The 21,078-nt window shown below is 36.9% G+C and carries 39 protein-coding genes and 3 pseudogenes; 8 read left to right on the plus strand and 34 right to left on the minus strand.

The genetic code is table 11. From position 1 onward, the window contains the following. Positions 1-376: 376 nt before the first annotated feature. The 21 genes and pseudogenes from ED2_RS09110 to ED2_RS09200 all read right to left on the minus strand — a co-directional run bounded on the left by ED2_RS09110 (position 377) and on the right by ED2_RS09200 (position 8,991). Entirely contained in the window at positions 377-775 is a 399-nt protein-coding gene (locus ED2_RS09110) for a hypothetical protein (protein ID WP_060789754.1), read from the minus strand. Positions 776-787: 12 nt separating this feature from the next. Next, on the minus strand, positions 788-1,201 hold the full coding sequence (locus ED2_RS09115) for an ArpU family phage packaging/lysis transcriptional regulator (RefSeq protein WP_002290659.1): 414 nt from the start codon (positions 1,199-1,201) through the stop codon (positions 788-790). Between the two features lie 126 nt (positions 1,202-1,327). Continuing rightward, positions 1,328-1,453, minus strand: coding sequence for a hypothetical protein (locus tag ED2_RS16055; RefSeq protein ID WP_255209475.1), 126 nt, complete (start codon positions 1,451-1,453; stop codon positions 1,328-1,330). Beyond that, positions 1,443-1,742 carry a hypothetical protein gene (locus ED2_RS09120; protein ID WP_060789755.1) on the minus strand — a complete coding sequence of 100 codons (300 nt, stop codon included), beginning with the start codon at positions 1,740-1,742 and terminating at the stop codon, positions 1,443-1,445. The genes ED2_RS16055 and ED2_RS09120 overlap by 11 nt, the downstream gene beginning before the upstream one ends. Then, a complete protein-coding gene (locus ED2_RS09125; RefSeq protein WP_060789756.1) occupies positions 1,739-1,948 on the minus strand; it encodes a hypothetical protein in 210 nt (69 codons plus the stop codon). The genes ED2_RS09120 and ED2_RS09125 overlap by 4 nt, the downstream gene beginning before the upstream one ends. Then, the gene (locus ED2_RS09130) at positions 1,945-2,313 is read right to left on the minus strand and encodes a hypothetical protein (protein WP_060789757.1); all 369 of its coding nucleotides are present in this window, start codon (positions 2,311-2,313) and stop codon (positions 1,945-1,947) included. The genes ED2_RS09125 and ED2_RS09130 overlap by 4 nt, the downstream gene beginning before the upstream one ends. Beyond that, positions 2,310-2,717, minus strand: a complete 408-nt coding sequence (locus ED2_RS09135; RefSeq protein ID WP_060789758.1) for a hypothetical protein — start codon at positions 2,715-2,717, stop codon at positions 2,310-2,312. Before ED2_RS09135 ends, ED2_RS09130 begins: the two co-directional genes overlap by 4 nt. A 1-nt stretch (position 2,718) precedes the next feature. Then, positions 2,719-3,126: pseudogene (locus tag ED2_RS09140) on the minus strand (DUF1642 domain-containing protein); the annotation flags it as partial. 116 nt (positions 3,127-3,242) lie between these two features. Beyond that, entirely contained in the window at positions 3,243-3,629 is a 387-nt protein-coding gene (locus tag ED2_RS09145) for a YopX family protein (RefSeq protein WP_060789759.1), read from the minus strand. Beyond that, positions 3,626-3,871, minus strand: coding sequence for a hypothetical protein (locus ED2_RS09150; RefSeq protein WP_060789760.1), 246 nt, complete (start codon positions 3,869-3,871; stop codon positions 3,626-3,628). Before ED2_RS09150 ends, ED2_RS09145 begins: the two co-directional genes overlap by 4 nt. A 163-nt stretch (positions 3,872-4,034) precedes the next feature. After that, the gene (locus tag ED2_RS09160) at positions 4,035-4,355 is read right to left on the minus strand and encodes a MazG-like family protein (protein WP_060789762.1); all 321 of its coding nucleotides are present in this window, start codon (positions 4,353-4,355) and stop codon (positions 4,035-4,037) included. Beyond that, positions 4,352-4,654, minus strand: coding sequence for a hypothetical protein (locus ED2_RS09165; RefSeq protein ID WP_060789763.1), 303 nt, complete (start codon positions 4,652-4,654; stop codon positions 4,352-4,354). Before ED2_RS09165 ends, ED2_RS09160 begins: the two co-directional genes overlap by 4 nt. Further along, positions 4,647-4,955, minus strand: a complete 309-nt coding sequence (locus tag ED2_RS09170; protein WP_002342951.1) for a hypothetical protein — start codon at positions 4,953-4,955, stop codon at positions 4,647-4,649. Before ED2_RS09170 ends, ED2_RS09165 begins: the two co-directional genes overlap by 8 nt. A gap of 66 nt (positions 4,956-5,021) precedes the next feature. Then, the gene (locus ED2_RS16060) at positions 5,022-5,147 is read right to left on the minus strand and encodes a hypothetical protein (protein ID WP_016177541.1); all 126 of its coding nucleotides are present in this window, start codon (positions 5,145-5,147) and stop codon (positions 5,022-5,024) included. Positions 5,148-5,151: 4 nt separating this feature from the next. Then, positions 5,152-5,304: a hypothetical protein gene (locus ED2_RS15695; RefSeq protein ID WP_002342949.1), complete on the minus strand. Its 153-nt coding sequence runs from the start codon at positions 5,302-5,304 to the stop codon at positions 5,152-5,154. Position 5,305: 1 nt separating this feature from the next. Further along, on the minus strand, positions 5,306-5,584 hold the full coding sequence (locus tag ED2_RS09175; protein WP_058138548.1) for a hypothetical protein: 279 nt from the start codon (positions 5,582-5,584) through the stop codon (positions 5,306-5,308). A gap of 10 nt (positions 5,585-5,594) precedes the next feature. After that, positions 5,595-6,326 (minus strand): helix-turn-helix domain-containing protein, encoded by a 732-nt coding sequence (locus ED2_RS09180; protein WP_060789764.1) that lies wholly within the window; start codon positions 6,324-6,326, stop codon positions 5,595-5,597. Positions 6,327-6,329: 3 nt separating this feature from the next. Next, the gene (locus ED2_RS09185; protein WP_060789765.1) at positions 6,330-7,016 is read right to left on the minus strand and encodes a putative HNHc nuclease; all 687 of its coding nucleotides are present in this window, start codon (positions 7,014-7,016) and stop codon (positions 6,330-6,332) included. Positions 7,017-7,021: 5 nt separating this feature from the next. Beyond that, positions 7,022-7,756: a Sak single strand annealing protein gene (locus ED2_RS09190; RefSeq protein ID WP_058138418.1), complete on the minus strand. Its 735-nt coding sequence runs from the start codon at positions 7,754-7,756 to the stop codon at positions 7,022-7,024. Then, on the minus strand, positions 7,749-8,090 hold the full coding sequence (locus ED2_RS09195) for a hypothetical protein (RefSeq protein ID WP_060789766.1): 342 nt from the start codon (positions 8,088-8,090) through the stop codon (positions 7,749-7,751). Before ED2_RS09195 ends, ED2_RS09190 begins: the two co-directional genes overlap by 8 nt. A gap of 175 nt (positions 8,091-8,265) precedes the next feature. Beyond that, the gene (locus tag ED2_RS09200) at positions 8,266-8,991 is read right to left on the minus strand and encodes a Rha family transcriptional regulator (RefSeq protein ID WP_060789767.1); all 726 of its coding nucleotides are present in this window, start codon (positions 8,989-8,991) and stop codon (positions 8,266-8,268) included. Positions 8,992-9,046: 55 nt separating this feature from the next. Between ED2_RS09200 and ED2_RS09205 the strand changes: the two genes are divergently transcribed. After that, complete coding sequence (locus tag ED2_RS09205) at positions 9,047-9,301, plus strand: hypothetical protein (protein ID WP_060789768.1); 255 nt, start codon at positions 9,047-9,049, stop codon at positions 9,299-9,301. A gap of 1 nt (position 9,302) precedes the next feature. Here the strand turns inward: ED2_RS09205 and ED2_RS09210 are convergent, their stop codons facing one another. The 4 genes and pseudogenes from ED2_RS09210 to ED2_RS09220 form a co-directional block, all read right to left on the minus strand. Then, positions 9,303-9,491: a hypothetical protein gene (locus tag ED2_RS09210; RefSeq protein WP_060789769.1), complete on the minus strand. Its 189-nt coding sequence runs from the start codon at positions 9,489-9,491 to the stop codon at positions 9,303-9,305. Positions 9,492-9,657: 166 nt separating this feature from the next. Next, positions 9,658-9,909: an excisionase family DNA-binding protein gene (locus ED2_RS09215; protein ID WP_016176868.1), complete on the minus strand. Its 252-nt coding sequence runs from the start codon at positions 9,907-9,909 to the stop codon at positions 9,658-9,660. 19 nt (positions 9,910-9,928) lie between these two features. Continuing rightward, positions 9,929-10,078: pseudogene (locus ED2_RS15410) on the minus strand (helix-turn-helix domain-containing protein); the annotation flags it as partial. Further along, positions 10,059-10,262 (minus strand): annotated as a pseudogene (locus ED2_RS09220) (BRO-N domain-containing protein); the annotation flags it as partial. The pseudogenes ED2_RS15410 and ED2_RS09220, both read right to left, overlap by 20 nt. Positions 10,263-10,338: 76 nt before the next feature. Here ED2_RS09220 and ED2_RS09225 point away from each other — a divergent pair. Further along, positions 10,339-10,578, plus strand: coding sequence for a DUF1883 domain-containing protein (locus ED2_RS09225; RefSeq protein ID WP_060789771.1), 240 nt, complete (start codon positions 10,339-10,341; stop codon positions 10,576-10,578). On the opposite strand, the gene ED2_RS09230 is transcribed toward ED2_RS09225, so the two are convergent. Beyond that, positions 10,575-10,766, minus strand: a complete 192-nt coding sequence (locus ED2_RS09230) for a hypothetical protein (protein ID WP_002290308.1) — start codon at positions 10,764-10,766, stop codon at positions 10,575-10,577. The two genes, ED2_RS09225 and ED2_RS09230, sit on opposite strands and share 4 nt — an antisense overlap. A gap of 78 nt (positions 10,767-10,844) precedes the next feature. Here ED2_RS09230 and ED2_RS09235 point away from each other — a divergent pair, with 78 nt between their 5' ends. Continuing rightward, on the plus strand, positions 10,845-11,048 hold the full coding sequence (locus ED2_RS09235; RefSeq protein WP_060789772.1) for a hypothetical protein: 204 nt from the start codon (positions 10,845-10,847) through the stop codon (positions 11,046-11,048). On the opposite strand, the gene ED2_RS15700 is transcribed toward ED2_RS09235, so the two are convergent. Further along, complete coding sequence (locus ED2_RS15700; protein WP_164703923.1) at positions 11,041-11,181, minus strand: hypothetical protein; 141 nt, start codon at positions 11,179-11,181, stop codon at positions 11,041-11,043. The two genes, ED2_RS09235 and ED2_RS15700, sit on opposite strands and share 8 nt — an antisense overlap. A gap of 53 nt (positions 11,182-11,234) precedes the next feature. On the opposite strand from ED2_RS15700, the gene ED2_RS09240 reads away from it, so the two are divergent. Then, positions 11,235-11,549 carry a hypothetical protein gene (locus ED2_RS09240; RefSeq protein WP_016177529.1) on the plus strand — a complete coding sequence of 105 codons (315 nt, stop codon included), beginning with the start codon at positions 11,235-11,237 and terminating at the stop codon, positions 11,547-11,549. Here the strand turns inward: ED2_RS09240 and ED2_RS15705 are convergent. Next, on the minus strand, positions 11,546-11,704 hold the full coding sequence (locus ED2_RS15705; RefSeq protein WP_016177528.1) for a hypothetical protein: 159 nt from the start codon (positions 11,702-11,704) through the stop codon (positions 11,546-11,548). The two genes, ED2_RS09240 and ED2_RS15705, sit on opposite strands and share 4 nt — an antisense overlap. A 50-nt stretch (positions 11,705-11,754) precedes the next feature. On the opposite strand from ED2_RS15705, the gene ED2_RS09245 reads away from it, so the two are divergent. Further along, positions 11,755-11,952, plus strand: a complete 198-nt coding sequence (locus ED2_RS09245; RefSeq protein ID WP_016177906.1) for a hypothetical protein — start codon at positions 11,755-11,757, stop codon at positions 11,950-11,952. A gap of 90 nt (positions 11,953-12,042) precedes the next feature. Here ED2_RS09245 and ED2_RS09250 read toward each other — a convergent pair whose 3' ends face one another. Together ED2_RS09250 and ED2_RS09255 are read right to left on the minus strand one after the other, a co-directional pair. Further along, complete coding sequence (locus ED2_RS09250) at positions 12,043-12,774, minus strand: phage antirepressor KilAC domain-containing protein (protein ID WP_016177905.1); 732 nt, start codon at positions 12,772-12,774, stop codon at positions 12,043-12,045. After that, on the minus strand, positions 12,771-13,028 hold the full coding sequence (locus ED2_RS09255) for a hypothetical protein (protein WP_016177904.1): 258 nt from the start codon (positions 13,026-13,028) through the stop codon (positions 12,771-12,773). The genes ED2_RS09250 and ED2_RS09255 overlap by 4 nt, the downstream gene beginning before the upstream one ends. Positions 13,029-13,185: 157 nt before the next feature. Between ED2_RS09255 and ED2_RS09260 the strand changes: the two genes are divergently transcribed. From ED2_RS09260 to ED2_RS09270, 3 genes are all read left to right on the plus strand, one after another. Next, positions 13,186-13,839, plus strand: coding sequence for an XRE family transcriptional regulator (locus tag ED2_RS09260; RefSeq protein ID WP_016177903.1), 654 nt, complete (start codon positions 13,186-13,188; stop codon positions 13,837-13,839). A gap of 86 nt (positions 13,840-13,925) precedes the next feature. Then, on the plus strand, positions 13,926-14,375 hold the full coding sequence (locus ED2_RS09265) for a TM2 domain-containing protein (RefSeq protein ID WP_002333663.1): 450 nt from the start codon (positions 13,926-13,928) through the stop codon (positions 14,373-14,375). 112 nt (positions 14,376-14,487) lie between these two features. Continuing rightward, the gene (locus ED2_RS09270) at positions 14,488-15,699 is read left to right on the plus strand and encodes a tyrosine-type recombinase/integrase (RefSeq protein WP_016177902.1); all 1,212 of its coding nucleotides are present in this window, start codon (positions 14,488-14,490) and stop codon (positions 15,697-15,699) included. Positions 15,700-16,054: 355 nt separating this feature from the next. On the opposite strand, the gene ED2_RS09275 is transcribed toward ED2_RS09270, so the two are convergent. The 4 genes from ED2_RS09275 to ED2_RS09290 all read right to left on the minus strand — a co-directional run bounded on the left by ED2_RS09275 (position 16,055) and on the right by ED2_RS09290 (position 20,780). Beyond that, positions 16,055-16,858, minus strand: a complete 804-nt coding sequence (locus ED2_RS09275; RefSeq protein WP_005878944.1) for a Cof-type HAD-IIB family hydrolase — start codon at positions 16,856-16,858, stop codon at positions 16,055-16,057. Positions 16,859-17,034: 176 nt separating this feature from the next. After that, a complete protein-coding gene (locus tag ED2_RS09280) occupies positions 17,035-18,762 on the minus strand; it encodes an ABC transporter permease/substrate binding protein (protein WP_016177901.1) in 1,728 nt (575 codons plus the stop codon). Continuing rightward, on the minus strand, positions 18,755-19,948 hold the full coding sequence (locus ED2_RS09285; RefSeq protein WP_005878949.1) for a quaternary amine ABC transporter ATP-binding protein: 1,194 nt from the start codon (positions 19,946-19,948) through the stop codon (positions 18,755-18,757). The genes ED2_RS09280 and ED2_RS09285 overlap by 8 nt, the downstream gene beginning before the upstream one ends. A gap of 199 nt (positions 19,949-20,147) precedes the next feature. Beyond that, a complete protein-coding gene (locus tag ED2_RS09290; RefSeq protein WP_005878951.1) occupies positions 20,148-20,780 on the minus strand; it encodes a GntR family transcriptional regulator in 633 nt (210 codons plus the stop codon). Between the last annotated feature and the right edge of the window lie 298 nt (positions 20,781-21,078).

Consider the following 21,078-nt stretch of genomic DNA (forward strand, 5'->3'; position numbering starts at 1 on the left):
GGTTCTGCTACTGGAGTGTTGATATTCCCTTCTGGTAAATCAATGCTCCAATTTGCTTTTACAAAAAAACTAGAATTTTCACTTTCAGCTTTATTCACAATAGCTGTTTCATCATCTCTTGTTTCCACTAGCCTACCTCCGTTCGATACATAATTTAATAGACAGCAGCATACGAAGAATTCAGAAGGAGTTGAGTTCACATCCTTATTCTTAATATTTCCGCTGCTGTCTATCGAAGCTTAATTTAAAACGATGAGGGAGATTTCCTCCCCTACATTTTATTTTGTCTCAGACCTATCACTAATCTTTCGACACTATCATAATATCACTGGTAAACGGCTAAAAACCGCCATCATTCCGCCAAAAAACCGCCAAATTATTCGATTAAAGTTATTTGAGGATATTCTAGCTTAGTTGAACAATAGCTAACCGTCACTTCACGTGAGTACTCAAATGTACCTCCACATATATCGCATTGTTCTTTGCCTGTTTCATCTGATTCCCATGAATCACATTGCAAATCTCCGCAATACGGACACATAATTTCATCCGAATACTGATAATCATATTCTGGAATTTCCTTTAATTCAAAAGATTCAACAATAAGAATGTCATTTTCAGTATCATGCATACAACTCATATAGTTTCTGCCTTTGTAGGAAAAAGTCTGGTTAAACTCTATTACTTTATCTGTTTGAAATAGAGGTTCTACATTTTTAATATTTTCAAGTACTGTTTGTCTATAATCATAATCTTTTTTAGTATAAACTTTCATTGACTCCACCTCTTATTTATAAGCAATTTTTTCCCCATGTTTATACGCTTCTGCAAACTCTATTAGAGCTTCCGATTTCATCCGTTGTATGCTTCTTTCTGAATAACCCACTTCACGGCTAATCCTGTAGTTTGAGAAGCTATCCGGCACACAGAAGCTGTAGTAGAGTATCTGACGACTAATCAGACTAAGTGCCATCAAAGCCGCTAAAATCGCATCTCTCTCTGCTTCTATATCCATCATCTGAATGATCGCGTCCTCTGCCTTATTGCCGTGCTTTGGTGCCTTCGGCATATCAGTTATGATAGGCGACTTAATATCTATCAAAGAGCGACCTGCCATCCGCTCCAAACGCCGAAAGTTCTTCAGCACATCTCTCGCATTACATCTTGTCTGTTTGAAATCTACCTCTCGTAACAATTGCATCAAGTCAAACCGCTCCTTTATGTGATATAATAAACTTGTCGGATTTATTACATCAGTCGGAGCGATCCGGCTTTTTTATTTGTCGAGTTCCCTTTATTGACTTACGTAGCTCACAACAGCTGCATATTAAGTTGTATAACCGGCCATAAAAGCCGTTAAAGATATATGCTGAATTTCATTATTCTTTGCAAATTCATTTAATTTTTCTTCTAATTCATAGCGTGTGTCCTCTTCAAAGATTTTAAATTTCATTGTTTATAACCTCCATATCCACCAATCTAGCCACTGCTAAATTCTCTTTACTTTTCGCTAACCACTTGTCACATTCCATCGTATTTTCGATACGAATGATTGCAGAATGATTATAGACATGCTCTACATATCCACGAAATGGATAGATGAACTCCTCTGCTTCGCAGCGAACCATGTCACCGACTTTGAATTTTGGTTTCTCACGTGTTTTAGGATTCTTTGTCGGCATGTCTAGCATTAAACCGCCGATACCGTGGCTACTAGCGTAAAATCCGTCTTTTAATTTCATTCTTTTTCCTCCTCATGATCGATAGTGACCAGTTCATATACTTGCGTTAATCCACCAAGTCGTCGTGAAACTTGGTTAGCTTCTTTGAGGTTATCAAACCATCTTGCACTTTGGAGTATGTCTACAATGGATAATGTGTTAGCCCCTATAGAACGTTCATCACTTCTGTAAAATTGATTTCCAAACTTTACTACATAAATCTTCATTCTTTATCCTCCAATTTTCGACCGCACATAGGGCAATATTGGATATAAGCAGAATAGCCAGTATCTGCATAATCGCCATCGTCATACTCAGTTGCAATGTAGTATCCATTTTCCTCACACTCAATTGCAGTTGCAAAGTTAGAGTTGCTGGTATCATTCAACGGTTCGCTGTGTTTGCAATACTGGCAGCCTTTGTTATTTTTAATGTTAATTAAGTCCAGCTTTGCATTACGTAAATCAGCGTTCATTTTGTCATACTGATTTGGGTAGACACTCATTCCTTTATGACTTTCAATTCGCAAGGGTTCGAGTTGCGATAATGCTTTATCAATGTAACGAATAGATTTTTTTATTTTCTCGTTCATTCCGCTTCCTCCTTTTCTAACATCCACTGACTAAATACTTGTAGAACTTGAATTTCATCTTCGTCGCTCAATTCAACGTATGCTTCCACTATATCTATTTTGCTACCATTAACCAGTTCGTCGTGCAGCGCAAAAATTACTTCCATAGGGTTAATCATTATTGGTCCGTTATACTCATTCTTTAAAAACTCCAACACAATCTGCTGATTCTCGTTGAGTTGCGGTTGATGATACTCGTATACCTCAATATCATATTCACTCCAGTTTCGAGATTCGAAGAAATCTTCTGTTGGCTCTTGGTCGGTATCAATCAAATAATTAACCATTGATGCTTTGATCTCGTCTTCGTTATTTGAAATACATAATACTTTTCCTTCATTTGTCCCGATAACAATTTTCAACATGTTATTCCTCGCTTTCTGCTATTTCCACCTCTTCCACTGGCACAGCAAATGGCCAGTATCTTTCATCAATTTCTTTAATCTGTTTTTCGGTCAGTTGGTAGTGGTGTGCAAGGTATTGCGGCAGGTAAGCTGTTGATACTAGTTTAACTTCATTACTGCAACTGATCTCCTTGACAAGGTACTCGCCAGCAATTATTACACTTTACAACGGCTCTTTCTCGACCTCGTAGCCGTCTTTCATGCGGACAAGGGTTTCGATTGGTTTGTTTTCGGATTGTTGAATCCAATCCAACATCCCTTGCTGAGCAGAACCATAAGAATCTACACACAATTCCCAAATGGCAAATTCTAAATCATCTTTATTATCCTCAAACCACTCCGCTACAAACTTAGACACCACTGGCTTTTGCGGTCCGTACGATGGGAAACGTTTAATCGTTTCTAAAGCGTCACTATTAGATCCCACACCAGGTATTTTCATTAATTCATCAATCAATGCTTGTTTATCAATTAATTCTTTTTTATTCATCTCTGTTCCTCCAATAACTCGCTATTCTCGTATATATTTCCGATGACTTCTTCTCTACCAGTCCACGAATAGCCATTACTTAATCCTGAAAGATACCACGCTGGCATTCCTCCAAAAAATGTTCCTCCATATTTCTCTAACCAAATTACTTCATGAGGACAACCCCTAGTACATCTGATGATATCGCCTTGGTAGACATCCACATCATTTTTATCTTTCAGCCCTGTGGATTGCATGAGCACAATTTCATCGGGTTCCAATACCCAAGGCCACCCTTCATGCCATATGTTCACGCTGGATACTAAACCATCATTGAAATCTATTCCGCTAACAATATGCATCCTTTCTGTTTGCTTATCCCACACTCTGTATTTTGGTATCATTTGCTGTCCTCCTCGTATTTTTCAATCAATTCCATTACTTTTTTCACTGTTTCAAATTCAACCGCTTTTGATTCTTCAAAATCATGTACAATTTCTGGATATAGCATATCGTCAACTACCCATATGATAATTTGACGTTCGTCAGCAAAACTTATGATTAAATGATCAGACTCCACAGATACTGTTGCTCCTGATTCGATATCATATAAATCCATGCTGAATTGAATGAGTTTTTTTATCATTCGCTGTCCTCCTTGTAAGCCCTCTTACTCCGTCTCAATATCCCTGGTATTTTAACGCTCATGAAATTCCCTACTTGCCATTTGAATCCATATAGGAGACAGCACACCAACCAGAACGTAAAATACATATTGGAAATAAGTTTGATTACTTCCCAAACAATCTCTAAGATTCGCATTCGCTGTCCTCCAAATCACTCGACTTCACGAATACACCATCTACCATCTTCCCTGTACGTCCTTTGATTTCGTTGTACGCCATTTCTAAACACTCTTGTACGTTTGTCCCTTTTTGCATGGAAAGGATAATCAGCGTGACGATAACGTCTCCTACGCTATCTTTAAATAGCTCATCATTACTTCTTGCCATTGCCGAAGCAATTTCTCCGAATTCCTCAGCTACTTTCAAAAACTGTGCTTTTGGATCAGCTTGATCCAATCCCTTATCTTTAGCCCACTGCTCTACTTTTGTGATTAGTTCGTTCATTTTTTCTCCTCCAAATGTTTAAATTGACGACCTTTCAAATCAACGTTCTCGCGTTTAGCTCTATCCCAAATAATGTTTTTGCTTAATCCAGTAATTTCAGATAACTGTTCAGCAGTACCTGTCACTAGAATTCGATCACCATGCCAGATTGCAATTTTTCTCGGCGTTTTCCGTTTAGGCTTTTCAGTCCACATTGATTTACCAAGCTTTTGGACTTCTGCAACTATTTCTTTGTCTTCCTGCCAAGATTCTGACTTGGTTAATTCAGCAATTCGTTTCATTGTCGCTTTCTTATCCATTTTTTACACCTTCGATCTCACATTCGTTTTCGAAGTGTCTAGTAATGCGCTCAAGCGCCTTTTTATATTCGATGATGCTTTTTATTACCGTTCCTTCCGATTGCGTATAATCACGCTGAATCGCCCTCAGACACATCGATAACGTTTGATAGTAGCCGATATCAACACGAGACTCTTCTTTCTGACCCTCGCTATTTTCGATATAACGGATATTTCCTTCTTCATCACGTCTGACTTTTGATAGAGTGATCTGTCTTGAATCACTTGTGATTCTGTAATCCTCAATTTTCATGTCTAGCATGTTGGTCCTCCTTATCACTTTTTTGTCCGAAAAAACGGACAATTTATTGTTATTGATTTCTGATCGTCATTTCTTGTTGACTTTTCTCATCCACGCCTGATTTTCTTTTTTGGGCTTTGATGGTTGTTTGAGTTTGTTTTCATAACAGACTTCTTTAATCACTTCCCCACGCCGCTTAATGACAAAGTCCATATCGTTATGCTCCTTTTAGTAATTTCAATACTTGATCTAAAGCACTCTCACGACCGCCGTGAAACGTGTTAAGCCATTTGTCATCATGAGAGGTACTTTGCCTTAGTGCTTCTACGTGCATTAATTCAATCTGTGCGATTAGCTTTTTAACGTCCATATTACTTACCACCTTCAAGAGACTTTAGATAGTTTTGTAAACCGCTTATGCAAACATCAAAAGGGACGTCAAAGTACTTTGAGTTTGTTAACCATGATCTATCTACAAAGATCACATAGTACGAGCGTAATTTAATCCATGAAACGCGGTCTTTACCGCTGGCATCGAAGTCTGGTGATTTAATTTCTCTATAAACCATTCTCAGGACTTTAAGCTCTTCGTCGTCATTTGATTTTCGATTAGCTATTTTCTGAATTAGTTCTAAATAATTTGATTTCAACTTTTACCTCCTAGAATGGGACGTCAGGGTCTAATTCATTACTTGATGCAGTAGGTATAGAATTGTTCTTAGCCCAGTCAGGAAGCTTCTCTCGTCTTACATTGCGATTAAAACCACTTGATACCTTCTTAGGCTGACTATCCTTCTTAGCCCAATTACGAATGGTAGCTAGATAGTTCTTATAGGTCTTACCTGTCGAAGCACAGTACTCTGACAGTCGCTCAATTCGTTCTTGATAATCGTTTGGAAACTCTGCTTTTAGTTTCTCCATTTGTTCATCTGACAAAAGAACATTTTTATACTCTCCGTATTTATGACGGATGGGCTTAGCCTTCGATTTTTTCGAAGGCGGTAAGTCTCTTATATATTCTTTTGTATTATTAAATGTATTATTAATAGATGTATTATTATCTTGATAGATTTCTTGGTGACCCCCCACCAAATTTTCTTGGTGACCCCCACCAAGAATTCTTATATACCTAGCCTCGATTTCTTTACTACCCACTTTGTACTTAACTTCTCTATAGATATAGCCCTTTTCTTCAAGTGACTTTAGCCAATTCTGAATGGTTGGTTTGCTTACTTTATATTGATTGGCAAAGTACTCATTGCTAGCCCAGCAATAACCTTTCTCATTACATAGAGCTGTGATTTCTCCATAAAGAAGTTTTGCACTAGGTATCAAAGAATCGTCATATCTAACATTTGCAGGTATGATGGCGTAATAACTTCTGTGATCCACTTTTTATCCTCCGATTCTTAATTTCTTGATTGTCTCCTGATTTAACTTGATCCCTTTGATTTGATATTTATTTTTGAAATTGATCACACCTATCTTGTGTTTCTCCGTGTGATGAATCCTGCAGAGTGCTGCAAATGTGTACTCTGAATGATCAACTTCTTTGCGCTTTCGTCTTCCTAGCGCTTTGTCAAAGTGATCGATGTCAGCTCCTGTTTTGCCACAGATGCAGCAGACTCTTTTTGTAATGCACTTGTAGAAGTAATATTCTTGATTCGCTGGTAAAATCTCATAACCTTCTTTGAAAGGAATATGATGTTCAAAGATAAAATCTAGGATGATATTCGCTAAGATATTGGCATCACTCACGCTTGTGCTCGATTCGTCTTTGAGGCTTATTTCGCGCCCTGTGACACCTTCAAAACGGAAGTAGAAGAATTCCTTCCAGAAGTCCGTTGGCATTCCTGTATCGATGAAAATATCGCCTATAAGTGCATAGATAAAGTTTCGTTGCTGCACAGTGAATCGACGTGGATCAATAAAACGAATTTCAATGATTCGATCGCCATCGTAACCGTCATACATTGTTTTCAGCCGTTCGATATTTACTTCTTCATTGATCGTTGCACCAATGTCGTTACCTTTAAATTTCTTTAGTACCGCCGAGTATGAATCTATTAGTGGTTTAAACACTCATATCACTTCTCTTTTGTTTCTTCTTTGTACTGATCTTCAAGCCAGTTAACGCCTCGTTTTAGCACGCCTAGATCACGTTTAGTCCATTTACTGTCATCGGCAGTTATAGAAGCTGCATCAGTCAATGCGACAACTGCTTCGTCAATTGATTTATCGTACTTGTTAGCAACCAATTGCAAAGCATCTAAGAATAGCTTTTTGCTTCTTTGAGTAGCTGGTTCAAGCATCGAGACATCTTCTGGCATGTCTTCACCTGCAAAAATATATAAACCAAGTCCAAACATAGCAAGATTCTTTACTAGGCAGCGCATGATCGTTTTGTTGATATCAAACATAGTTGCTGCTTCAACTCGCTTTTCGATTTTTCCAACAATCTCTTTTTTCTTCGTTTCGTTATTCCACTGATAATCATTGACTTCGTAGGTATATGGCTCATCTTTCATTGCCTTGTTTGCACCATCCATGACTGGTAACCACATGTCACGCTTTACTCCGTTGACTGTTATACTGGTAAAAATCATATAGCCTGTTTTTTCATCGAAGAGGTACGGACGATTTGTTTCTGGATCACGATAGACTTCGTAGTCTACTTCTTCGCATATTTTGCTGACTTCTGCCCACGCCCATGCCCAAGACAAATAGGTTAGTTTGTTCCTTTTTTCGACAACATCATTGACAGTTATTTTGTATAGACTGTTGAATAATTTGTTATCGTTGCGTTTTGTAACTTCACTCATCAAATTCTGCCTCCATTTCAGCAATGTATTTCTTACCTGATCCGTAATAAGAGATATCAATCAAGTTATCTCTGTCGTACTCTTCTAATGCGTCAATCAAGCCATCTTCGATGACATAAATATATTCAGGTTTATTTGAATGTTTTAATAGATGAATAAGGTAAACATGATCCCAAATACTCACAAAATTGCCCAAATCGTCTTGATCGCACGCTAGCTCTTCATTCGTCAAAAGATTTCGTCTGATTTTTCGATTGCTTGTTTCCTTGATATTCGATTTGCCCCAACTAGGATCAGTCAAATATTGATCTAGAGTGGAAAGTTCTTTTTTCATGTGGTAACATCTCCTTAGATGTATTTTGTTTGCGACTCAATGCTTGCCGGCGGAGTCGCTTTTTATTTGTTGCCAAGCTTTTTGCTTATCAATATGTTGTTGGCTTAGGATGATTGGTTTGTTATGTCTCCACCAGCGATTAGCAATTACCGTCCCTATCCTTAGCGCTTCAGCTCTATTCATTTTCATCATCGAAAAGTCTTTGTTGTCTGTTCAGTTGATCGATTTCCATGCGGATCGCAGTTTCTGGTAACCACATTTCAATAAATGAAACAGCATCATCGAATCTCTTACGAGGTAACTCGCCATATCTTGGGATTGAAAAGGTACGTTTAAATTCAGACCAAAATTTTGAGAATACTTTTTTGCTGATTTCTTCATAAGCTCGGCTTTCTTTACCTCCTAAAACTTCCATAACTTTCATATTTCCTTTTTGCTTAATTTCAAACTCTTGTTGTCCGCTAATTCGCATAGTATCTTTAAGCATGCAGACATCTTTTTTTACATCTTTCATTTCTTCTAATTGGTAGATCATCATGTCTTCAATCGTTTGAGGAACAGTATTTTTACGAATGACATCTTCCATCTCGTTGAATGCTTCAATAAATTTGAGTTTGAAACTTATTGCTTTACTTCCAGTGAATCCCATAGCTAACAAGGAAAATCCATCTCTATTCATGAAAAAAACTCTCCGACTTCTCCCATACGTGTCCGGCTCGTTTCCTTCTACAAACATCTGCTCAAAATTGAGCACACCTTCAACATTGGCCGAATTTTCGACCGATCTTTTTACTGATTCAATTGCTTCTAGCACATGCTTATGTTTCTTTTCGAAAGCTTCAGCTACTTGCAAGCTCGTAGTCACAGCTTCTTTATTTTTTAAAATTACTAATTCTTGCATTATTTCTTCTCTCCTTTTTGATATAATTTTTAATAGAAAGCGAGGTGTAGTGATAATGTTTGAAGATATTACTCATATTGAAATTTTTGGTGTACATTCAAGTGATCAAAAAACTATAAATGCTTTACTTAAAGATGGATGGAAAATTTTATCTATCATCCAAAAAAATGAAGATAATTTAAATTCATTTGGACAAATTATTTTAGGTGCAAGTGATGGCACATATGAAAAAAACAATCTCGATTTAATATGGCAAAAACAGAAGGCTGAAAAAAGTAATGAAATTGATTATGATAATCTGCCCTTTTAGATTATTTGTACTGGCCTCTCCATTTATCCCAATCGCTAAACCTTTCATTAATTGAAGGTGGCTCTTCTTGATTATTTTGTTGTTTAACAAATTTTTCTTTTTGTTCAAAATTTTCAATAATAATTTTAAGCAACTCGTTTGTATATTTTTGCTCTGCCAGTATTTTTTGTAATAATGACTTTCCAAACATTTAAAATACTTCCTTTCTAGTCAGTCTCTCCCGACTGGCTTTTTTGATCTGTGCTCAGCTTCATCCAGCCCAATGAAAATCCAAAGCATATAAACGATCGTGCCGATCAATGCTTGTCTGCTTCCCCAAAGACCTAAAGCGTAGATGATTAGCGGTGCGCTGAATACTAGCGCTCTGTTGAATTTACCCATGTTTTTCCTCCTTTTAGATACTGATACAAAGCGATACTACTAAACCTCCACTCTCTGCCAACTTTCGCTGCTGGAATCTTTCCAGATTCGGCATCTTTAGTCAGCGTGCGTGTTGTGGTTTTTAAATATTCCGCAGCTTGCTTTGTATCCCACACTTCATTTGCAATCTCAGATTCTGCCAAAGAAGCTTTGAGATCCGAGAGGTTAACTAAAGCTAGTTGCTCCATTGGTTGTTTCCTCCTGTATTTACAATTCGTACATAGTAATAATCGAATCTATGATTCTATTTGCTTCTGCAGAAGTCTTTTTACCGTTTAAAATTAAAGATAAGTAGCTTTTGCTAATTCCAAATCTTTCAGCAAGCATGGTGTAAGTTAAGAACTTTGAACTTTTGACGACGACCTAACGAATCGTTACCCCATGTTTCAATTGATTTTTTACAATGATCATTGGTGGCTTTACTGGGATTTTTGTATCCCAAAGTTTTGGCAACATCGTTTGCTACGAAATACGGAATGTCATTTTCTAGAAACGTTCTTACTTCGTGTTGTTCAAAACTAAAAATTTGTGGTGTGTTCATTTTTTACTTTCCTTTCTTTGGTATAATTTCCTTATCAGTGTGACAGGCTGAAATAATTGATAAGGAGGTGAAAATTATGGTGCAGGTTCCTTATGCTGAATCTAGCGGTTCATTATCTGTAAGAGTAGAACTTCAACACGCCGCAGATGTGTTTTTGGTCGATTCTACAAACTACAGAAAAATGAACTCTGGTCAAAAATTTAATTACTACGGCGGACATTACACTAGAACACCGGTAAATATTACAGTCAGTGGTCCTGGTAGATGGTACTTAATTGTTCGTGGTGGCGGGCAATACAAATATAGATTCTATTAATCTTTAATTTGAGCTGGCATGCCAATTGTCAGCTCTGTTAATGTGGCATTTTTTTTCATATAATCTTCCACTTTTGATACAGCATTTTGCAAATTAGAAATCGTCCAGCCTTTCTCGGTTACAAAACTAATAACCGTTTCAATAAATTCTTTTTCCTCTGTTTCTAAAACAATCCTTTGCGTGTCCATTCTATTCATTCCTTTCTGTTGTATAATTTCCTTATCAGTCAGTGGTCGGCTGAAATAATTGATAAGGAGGTGAAAATTATGGATGAGGATAAAATTAAAAATTTGATTGAATCCGCAAGAAAGGATTCTCTTAAAGAATTAGACATTCAAGGTCAAATAGACAATTTGGGAGAAACTATAAAGATAACTGAAATCATCTCAATTCTTCACAAGTCTAGTCTTGATTACACAGATAAAATGATCGAGAAAGTCATGCTTTCTATTTTCGAAAAACCTAATTAAAATCCGTAATGGTTTTAATTGACTCACTAGAAACTACAATGTTTTCACATGGTATTCTTTGCTCCTGGCTACTCGCAATAGCTTGGAGCAATTCTGCTATTTCTTGTGGCGTTGCTTCAATGCTAATTTTCATGTTGTTACCTCCTTCTCTGGTATACTCACTGTAGAAAGTGAGGTGATAATTGTATGGACATTACACTTAATATTTGTATTAATGATGGTTCGGAAATTCTTGTTGATGGTTTCGATAAAATATCTTTTTCAAATAACGTCTTAGAAAAAACATGCACTAATACTGGATATTCTTGGCAAAAGTCTTATCCAGAAATTTTAAATGCAGTGGTTGAAAATAAATTTCTTATTTTTGATCGTCACGATGAAAAAGATAGTCTAGAATATAGAGATCATTCTTTTGCTTTTCGTAACGAGATTAATGAAAAGAACCAACCGTTGATACTAACTACACAATCAATTACTACAATAATTGATATGTATAACTAATCTTTAATGGCATGTTGTTTCTCTGAAGCAATATGCCAGCTTCTTTCTAAAAATACCTTCTTTGTTTCTTCTAACGCTTCTAGAGCTTCTAAAGCAGATAAATTATTTTTGACTAAGATTCCAGTTAATTCAGAAATGATTTTTACTTCATTCATTTTGTTACCCCCTTCTTTGGTATACTCACTATGAAAGTGAGGTGAAAATTATGTCATTAACTAATGAACAACGCGCTCATGACTTAGCTCTATTAGCGGTAGAAGCTGAAGTCAACAGAAAATTAATTTCCCAAATAAATGGCGCTGATTACAACGCAGATGAAAAAGAAGTCGATATTTACGGATTGTATTATGACTTGTTCCATCGTAGTTTAGACGCTTTTAATCTAGACTTTCCAAAAGAATAGTCTATGAAGCCAGCTCATTTTTGAGTTGGTTTTTGTAATTTTTAGGTCAATGGTTACGCGCCCTTTTGGTCTCTCCATTCATCTCACCTCCTATGCTGTTTGTTCACGTTCAATCATCGGTAAGTAATTATTCTTCTTCAATGTCTCATATAAGAAGATGTGTCCTTGCCGATCGCCGTTTTTATCTTCATAATCAAATGGCTCAATATGCGTGTATCCTTTGTCTTGGAACTTGCTGTATAGCAGCCATGTTCCGCTTTGGTTGTATTGAATACCTAGCTCGTGAAGTAATTTGTTAAATGTTACTGCACTCATACCGTAGTTCTTAGCAATCGTACTAACTGTAACTAATCCTTTGTTGTTCAAGATTCGGTCGTAATAGTCCGCCTTCGGCTGCATTTCAGCTGCCTTTTGTTCAGCTACCAATCGTAACGTGCGTTCTTCTTTGAGTTTGGTTGCTACTTCAATCAGCAAGTCTGGATTGTTTAGTAGGTCGTCCGTTGCGTACATGCCGTGTTTTCTGATTTGAGGTAGGACTTCTACAGCTAGCCAATCCTGAAATTTATCTGCTAAAGCGTTGTTTGCTTTAAAGGCTAATTTGTAAACCATTGGCTCACTGATAAAGTCGTTTTTCGCAACTTCTTGCGAAAGGTATTTTTTTAAATATCCATTGACAGTTCTCCACCGAACATATTCTTTACCGTTTTTTGTTTCCACGAAACCCAAACTTCTTGCTACTGTTTCAGCATTAAATAACGATTCACCATTTTCCGTCTTAACTTCTAATTCAAATAGATTGTTTTCAAATTTTTGTGTGTTCATTTTGTCTCCTCCTTCTTATGTTGTTTGTTTTGTAGCGTAAATGCGACTTTTCCACCAAAAAAAATTTCGATTGCTTCTTGATCAGTTAGTGGGATTTCTTGCTTCATTTTTTTTGCTTCTTCAATCGAGAAATCTCCACCTTTTTTCATTTTTCGATAAAAAGTACTTCGATCGATTCCGATTGAATCTGCTACTGCTTGTTGAGTAGTGCCCCGTTCTACGATAAGACCTTTTAATTTGTTTGTGTTGATCATGAACCTCACTCCTTTCTTTTTGTCGCATTGTTGCGACTTGTTAAAACAAATATAACACCCTATTATTTATTAGTCAATTAAAAAGTTGCATTATTGCGATTTATTTTGTTGCATTTTTGCAACGTATATTTTATACTCTTTTTAAGAGGTGAGTGAAATGGATATAGGCGAGAGAATGAAACTAAGGCGAAAGGAATTAAATTTAAGTGCTGATGTCGTTGCGGAAAAACTTGGAGTTTCTAGATCTACTATCTTTAGATATGAAAAAGGCGATATTGAAAAATTGCCTACAAATATTCTTGATGATATTGCAGAAGTTTTGAAAACAACCCCAGCTTTTTTAATGGGTTGGGAAGATGAAAATGCTCCATCCATTGAAACAATATATAAACAACTTAATCCTGAACGTCAAACAAAAGTCTACAACTTTGCGGAATATCAATTGAGAGAACAAAACAAACGTCCGAAAACTACAATTGAAATTCGAGGTTATGTGTCCGCTGGAACAGGTGAATGGCTAGAAGATGAAACTGTGGACGAAGTAAGTTATGAAGGCGTGATACCTGAACATGATTTCGCAGTTAAGGTAAACGGTGATTCAATGTTACCGCTTTTCGAAGATGGACAAGTTATCTTTATTAAAAGCACATCAGATGTGCGTGACGGTCAGATAATCGTATGCCAAGTAAATAATGAAGCGTTTGTTAAGAAACTGTCAGGTAACAAGCTAGTGAGTTTAAATAAAAAGTATGAGGATATATCAATCTGTGATACAGATGATTTTAAAATTTATGGCGTAGTCGTTTTATAAAAAAATACCCCAGTCGTAGTTGGCGCTGCGGCTAGGGTTAATATTTAATGTCAAAATAATTATATCAGAATGGAGAGAAAAAGTGTATGGCAAAAATTGTTAAGTTAGATTCATCAGAAGTTGTTATTGCTACAGATGAAAAAGAAATTATTCGTGTTCCGTATGAAGAATTGGACTGGAGACCAGAAGTCCACGATGAAGTCGAGGTTTTCAAAGATGGTGAAAGTTTAATTATCACCAGAGTTAAGAATAGCTCTAATTCTGTTGAAGATAAGATTCATATTAATGTTATTAATACACAAAATCAGCAAGTAAGTACAAGCCAATCAGGAAGAGTTGTAAATAAATTAGTATACGTTCTTTTGGCATTATTTCTTGGGGGTTTGGGAGCCCACAAGTTTTATAGTGGAAAAACACTCATGGGGATTTTATATCTTGTGTTCTCTTGGACTTTCATACCATCTGCTTTAGGATTTATTGAAGCTATTATCGGCGCTCTGAAACCTTCTGACTCAAACGGAAATATTGTATTTTAGCAAAAAAACACGCCCCACCGACCAAAGCGAGCGTGTTCTAAGAAAAAACAAACCTATACTATAGGCTTCTTTATAGTTCCTATTGTATCAGAGAAAGAGAGCTGATTCAATTATGTCAGAAGTAACAGGATACTTAGAACAAGTAGACAATGAAACATATAGACTAAGAGCTGTATTAGGGTACAAACCTGATGGCTCGGCAAAAAGAAAAAGCAAAACTATAAAAGCGAATAGTAAAAGAGCGGCATATAAAGAATTGAACATCTGGTTAGAGCAATTCGAAGGAATGACCGATGATTCGTTGGATTTATTCAATATAACTTTTGGTGAATTTTATAGAAAAATATGGCTTTCAGAGGCCGAAAAAAATTTAGAGCCAAAGTCTTATCATAACTATAAGCGAATGATCGAGAATAGATTTCTTGATAAATTTGATTTTATCCCTCTAATCGATATCAAACCATACATGATAAAGAAAATTGTTGTTAATGCTCAAAGAATCAATACAAAAGATCCTGGAAGAAACTCTGATAAACCTTTATCAAGAAATACAAAGCTTCGTATGTTATACGCCGTTAACAACTTATTTTTGATGGCTAAAAATGAGTACGGAGCAATTAAAGAAAATCCTGTGGAAAATGTAAAAATACCAAAAGAAAAAGGCGTAAAAAAGAATATCGAAGAACCTTATTCGGAAGAAGAAATTCATGCAATGCTAAAAGCAGCATTTGAGGAAAGCATAGAAATTAAAACTTTAATTGTTCTAGCATTTATTACAGGAGCAAGACAAGGAGAAATTGCAGCTTTAGAAGAAAAAGATATTGACTTTGACAAACAAGAAATAAGATTTCATCAGCGGATTTCAGAAGTGGATGGAAAATCAGATATTCGGTTGCTTCCAGGTTTGAAAAATGATGATGATGAAAAAATAGTAACCGGTCCTGCTTATCTATTTGATATGTTAGATGAATTAATCAAAGAGAATAAAAAAATTCGTTGGAAATTAAATATAAAGAAATTAAGACACTATTTTATATTTGATACAAAACAAGATGGAACTTTGCCACGTGGAAGTTATCTGTATAAGAAGTTCAAACGATTCACCAAACGTCACAATTTGCGTCACATTCGTTTTCACGACATTAGACATACATCAGCTACCTATTTGCTTAGTGACCCTAATATGACCCCAAAAGAGCTTCAAAAACGATTAGGACACCGAGATTTTAATACTACAATGAATGTTTATGGCCATGTCTTACGCAAAGAAAAAGATACAGCAACTACAGCGTTTGAAAACCTATTAAAAAAAGATATAAAATAACACTAAAAAATTATATTTTCGGGTATAAACTCGGGTAGGATATATAAAAACTTGGGATAATTTGCGGTATATAAGCATTTAAAAATGCTGTAAATTCGCTTATCTTCATTTAAAATACCATTAAATAACGAACTCTTAATCAGCGGGTCGCGGGTTCGAGCCCCTCACGGCCCATTGGGTGCCAAACCCACGTCATCAGTACATCTTTGGCTACTTCGGTAGTTTCGAAAAAGATGTACGTGATGACATTTTTTTGTTTTCAGGTAGGATTTTCGGGTATACACTCATCCTTGCTTGCGTTTGATTCGATATTCTATACTTATTGAGGATACCTCTTAGCAAAACTAACGTTATACTATTTTTGTAATGCGATTATTTTTTGAATCGTCTGTAGTACCCCTTGTTCATCATTTGATCGAGTGATGAAATTCGCTGCTGCTTTTGTTTCCTCAAAAGCATTTTCCATCGCAAAACTGTACGTAGCAGCATTCAACAATTCGATATCATTTAAACCATCACCAAATGCCATCGTTTCTTCCTTGGTGACCCCTAACAGCTTTTGCAATTCTTTCACTGTCGTTCCTTTATGCACACCCGCATTTGAAATATCGATCCATGCGGCTTCAGAAGCAACGATATATGCCTGTTCTTTGAACTCCATCAGTTCCTTTACATACTCAAAACATCTTTTCTTTCTATCATAGACAGTGATCTTCACAAAATCTTCGGTTATTTTATTAAGCTCTTCTACCAATTGAACTTCTCGATAGGAACCTCTCACCATCTGTTTGTCCTCTTCAGACGTAGTTTCTTTGATCATCGCTGCAGTCGGCGTACAAGCAATGATAGTATAATCATTGGCAATTTCTTCTAGTTTATTGATCAGTTTGATTCCAAGATCATTCGGCAACAACGATTCGTAAACGTATTCATTGTTGTGCTTGATGCGTGTCGCACTATCACCTAAGATCCATAAATCCTTAGAAAGTTCTGGTCCAAAAAGTTCTTCTACACGTTCACATTGTTTTCCTGTACAAGGAGCAAAGTAAATCGCTTGGTCATCCATCGATCCTTTTACTTGTTGATAAAACTCCTTATCGAAGCTACCCTTACTATCCAAAAATGTTCCGTCTAAATCAGTCAATATCAATTTGATCATGTGTTACTCTCCCCTACTCACTAAAATGTCCTTCTTTCCTCAGTGTAACAACTGGCAGCAACAAGTCAATCCATGCTCAGATTTTTGCAACCTCATTTACAAAAAAACATCTAGAATAGAATTGGTTCTTCTACGCTAGATGTTTTCTTATTCCCCATTGAATTTGAAAAGTATGCTTATTCTTTCCAGCTATCGACTGTTTTTTGATTTTCTTTGATCCAGTCTTGTGCTGCTTGTTGTGGTTCTTTTCCATTGTTGATTTCCAACATGACTTTTTCCATATCTTTTTCTGTCCAATGGAATTTATCTAATACTTTATAAGCTTCAGGCTGATCTTCTTTTAATCCTTTACGTACAACTGTGTGGATTTCTTCAGCATCTCCCATCGCTTTTTTCGGATCTTCCAAATATTTCAAATCATATTTAGCAAACATCCAATGTGGTGTCCAACCGGTGATCACAATTGGTTCATGCTTTTTGATTGCTTGTCCTAAAGCAACAGTCATTGCGCCTGATGAGGAAGTTTCAACAGTCCATCCTTTTAGATTATCGTATTGCTTGACCGTGTTTTCCGCTGCATTGACGACGCCTGCACCAGGTTCGATCCCAGTAATTTTTTTATCTGCTTGGTCAGTTAAATCTGCAATAGAGCTGACATCCATATAACTAGGTACAGCTAGTCCGACTTTAGCACCTGTTAAGTTGGCACCTAGATCGTTGATTTGATCTTTGTATTGTGCATATTGTGAACCATGTGTTTTTGGCAACCATGCAGAAACCATCCCATCTGACTCACCTTTTGAAACAGATTCCCACATGATCGAGTTATCAAGAGGAGTGATCGTAACATCATAGCCCATTCCCTTTAACATTTCCGCAACGACATTTGTTGAAGCGACTTCTGTATCCCACTCAACGTAAGAGAGATTGATTTTTTTCGTTTCTTTTGCATTTGAAAAACTACCTAAACCGATCGCACCTAAAAGCACTACGACTACAGCCCCAATGATGATCCCTTGACGCTTTTTATTTGGTTGTTTTGAGCCATTTACTGCCTTTTTACTATTTGGCTGGTTCAAATGCTGTGTGAAGCGGTCAATGATAATCGCCAAGATGACTAATGCTACCCCATTAACGAATCCGTTACCGACTTGCGCACGTTGTAAAGCAGATAACACGCCACGTCCTAAGCCAGGTGCCCCAATCATTGAAGCAATGACAACCATTGAAAGAGATAACATCGTTGTTTGATTGATCCCAGCCATGATCGTACTTTTAGCTAATGGCAATTCTAGTTTGAATAATTTTTGCCAGCTTGTACTACCAAATGAATCAGACGCTTCGACCAACTCTTTTGGTACTTGGCGAATCCCTAAGTTCGTAAAACGAACAGTCGGTGGTAAAGCAAAGATGACAGAGGCAAATACCCCCGGCACCATACCGATCCCAAAGAAAGCAACTGCTGGAATCAAATAAACAAATCCTGGCATTGTTTGCATAAAGTCAAGAATTGGTTTGATGATGCTTTGAGCTTTACTGCTTTTTGCCATCAAAATACCTAATGGCACACCAATGACGATAGAAATAACGCTGGATAATAAAACGAGCGTTACTGTGTTCATCAAGTCTGTCCACAATCCTTGATTATAGATAAACCATAAGCCAATCAGTGTGAAGAGCGTTAATCCTGGACGTTTTTTAGAAATAAAGAAAGCAATAATCGTTAATATCAAGATAAACAATGGTGCGGGAATGACCAAAAGTAAATTAGTGATCCCTGACATTACTGCTTGACCAATTGTTTGTAAAAATGAGAATAATCCTGCAAAGGTCGTTGTAAACCATTCAGTGATGTTCTCTACCCAATCAGCGACTGGTAATCGATAGTTCAATAAATTATTCATCATCACTCACCTCACTCGTTTCTGCTAATGCTTCGATTACACTACCGCGAATGACAACACCTTTTAGTTTGCCATTATCCACAACGGCTAGAGGAGTTGGGGAGTCATAAATGATATTGAAGATATCACTAACCACCATATCTTTACCAATCACCGTTACATTTTCATCTAAGAAATCAATCAATGGACGTTTTTGACGTCTTGCTTCTAATGCTTGATCTGCAGTAATGATCCCTTTAAGATGTCTTTTTCTATCAACAGCCATCAGCATGCTTACTTCTTCATTCCTCATTCTAGTTAGTGCTACATTTGGCCCATCTGATTCGATGTTCGTCGTTAAAGCAGGTACCATGATGTTTTGGGCAGTCAGTACTTTTGAACGATCGACTTCTTCAACAAATTCACGGACGTAATCATTCGCTGGATGGGTCAAAATTTCTTCACCAGTCCCAATCTGCATGATTTCGCCATCTTTCATCAAAGCGATTCGATCACCAATACGTAATGCTTCGTTTAAATCATGTGTGATAAAAATGATTGTTTTTTGTACGTTCGCTTGTAAATCGAGTAACTCATCTTGCATTTCCTTACGGATCAAAGGATCAAGAGCAGAAAAAGCTTCATCCATCAGTAAGATTTCTGGATCATTCGCTAATGCCCTAGCTAGACCGACGCGCTGTTGCATCCCTCCAGATAATTGACTAGGATATTGATCCTTGAACGAAAGCAAACTTGAATTTTCCAATGCTTGCTCTGCTTTTTGTTGCCGTTCTTCTTTTGGTACTCCACGAACTTCTAATCCATATTCAGTATTTTCTAAGATCGTCCGATGAGGGAATAAGCCAAAATTTTGAAAAACCATATTGATTTTATGGCGGCGTACTTCACGAAGTTCTTCTTTACTTAATTTTGAAATATCTTCTCCATCAATATAGATATTTCCAGAAGTCGGCTCGATCAATCGGTTCAGTAAGCGGATCAATGTTGATTTCCCACTACCTGAAAGCCCCATGATCACGAAGATTTCTCCTTCTTGCACATCAAAACTTGCATCATAAACACCAACGGTCGCGCCAGTCTTTTTTAATATATCTGTCTTTGGTTGACGGTTCTTCATCATTTCCAAAGCAGCTTGCGTTTTTTTACCAAATATCTTTGTTAAATTCTTTACTTCAACTTTTACCAAACAAATTCTCCTTTACCTATGTAAATTCATTTTTCTTTCTGAAAAAAGTGACCACACTATACTAACATCGTGTAGTCACTTTTGTCAAAAACGCTAACTGTATTCTTTTAATCAAACGAAAAAAAGCTCGGCAAATCCCTTTTAAATCGGGATTTACTAAGCTTAAAATTTGATGAGAAAAAACAACTCACTTGCAACGCTAATTTTCTGGATAAAAGAAATTGGTCATTCGCTGTAATGTAAATTCATTTCCAATAAAGTGGACTGTATCCCCCGCAGTAAATTTAGCATATGGGCCAGGCGACACAAGCAACTCTTCTTCATGCGAGATTGCAATCACCGTCGCACCAGTTGCTTGCCAGATATTCAACTCGCTGATTGACTGATCGAGATGCGTTGCCTCATTCGTCAATAATAGTTCAAACGGCAATAAGGGGTTCATCTTGTGGATCCTCTTCGTTTGATTTACCAGTTGATCCAGTAATTGAGAAAAGTGATCCAACTCTTCTTGTTGCTTTTCTACACTCGCCATGATCTCCGCTTTTGTTTCTTGGATCGATTGGACATCCTGATATTGCAACAAAAAATCTTTTGCTTTTTCTTTTGATGCTACAAAGGCGCCGCTTCCGTGACGAACCTCCATGATTCCAAGATCGACTAGCACATTGATTGCTTTTCTCGTCGTTTCAGGAGATGCATTATATGTACTTGCTAACGTAGATCTCGCGTGTATTTTCTCACCGATCTTGTAACGATTTTCCACAATCCGTTCTGCCAAATCAACAGCAATCTGTTGATATCTCGGCCGAACGATTTTTTTCTTCCCAGCCATATTTTTTCCTCTCTCTTCTACTTTTCTGTTCCATCTTACTATGGGAAAGAAAAATAAGCAAAAGGTTGTGAACCTAGCGCTATGACCTGAGCATTAAAGAGAAGCTACTCGAAACAGCTCTTCATGTTTTGAGTAGCTATGATTTAATGCCGAAGGTCAGCTAGGTAAACACCGTTGATTGTTGTGAACCTAGCGCTATGACCCGAGCATTAGATCATGCTTGAGAAAATAAAGCACCACACGGAAATAGTCAACGAAGACATTCACATGTGGCGCTTTATTTTGCTTATTTAACTTA

The organism is Enterococcus durans NBRC 100479 = LMG 10746, from assembly GCF_001544215.1.
Classification (GTDB): Bacteria; Bacillota; Bacilli; order Lactobacillales; family Enterococcaceae; genus Enterococcus_B; species Enterococcus_B durans.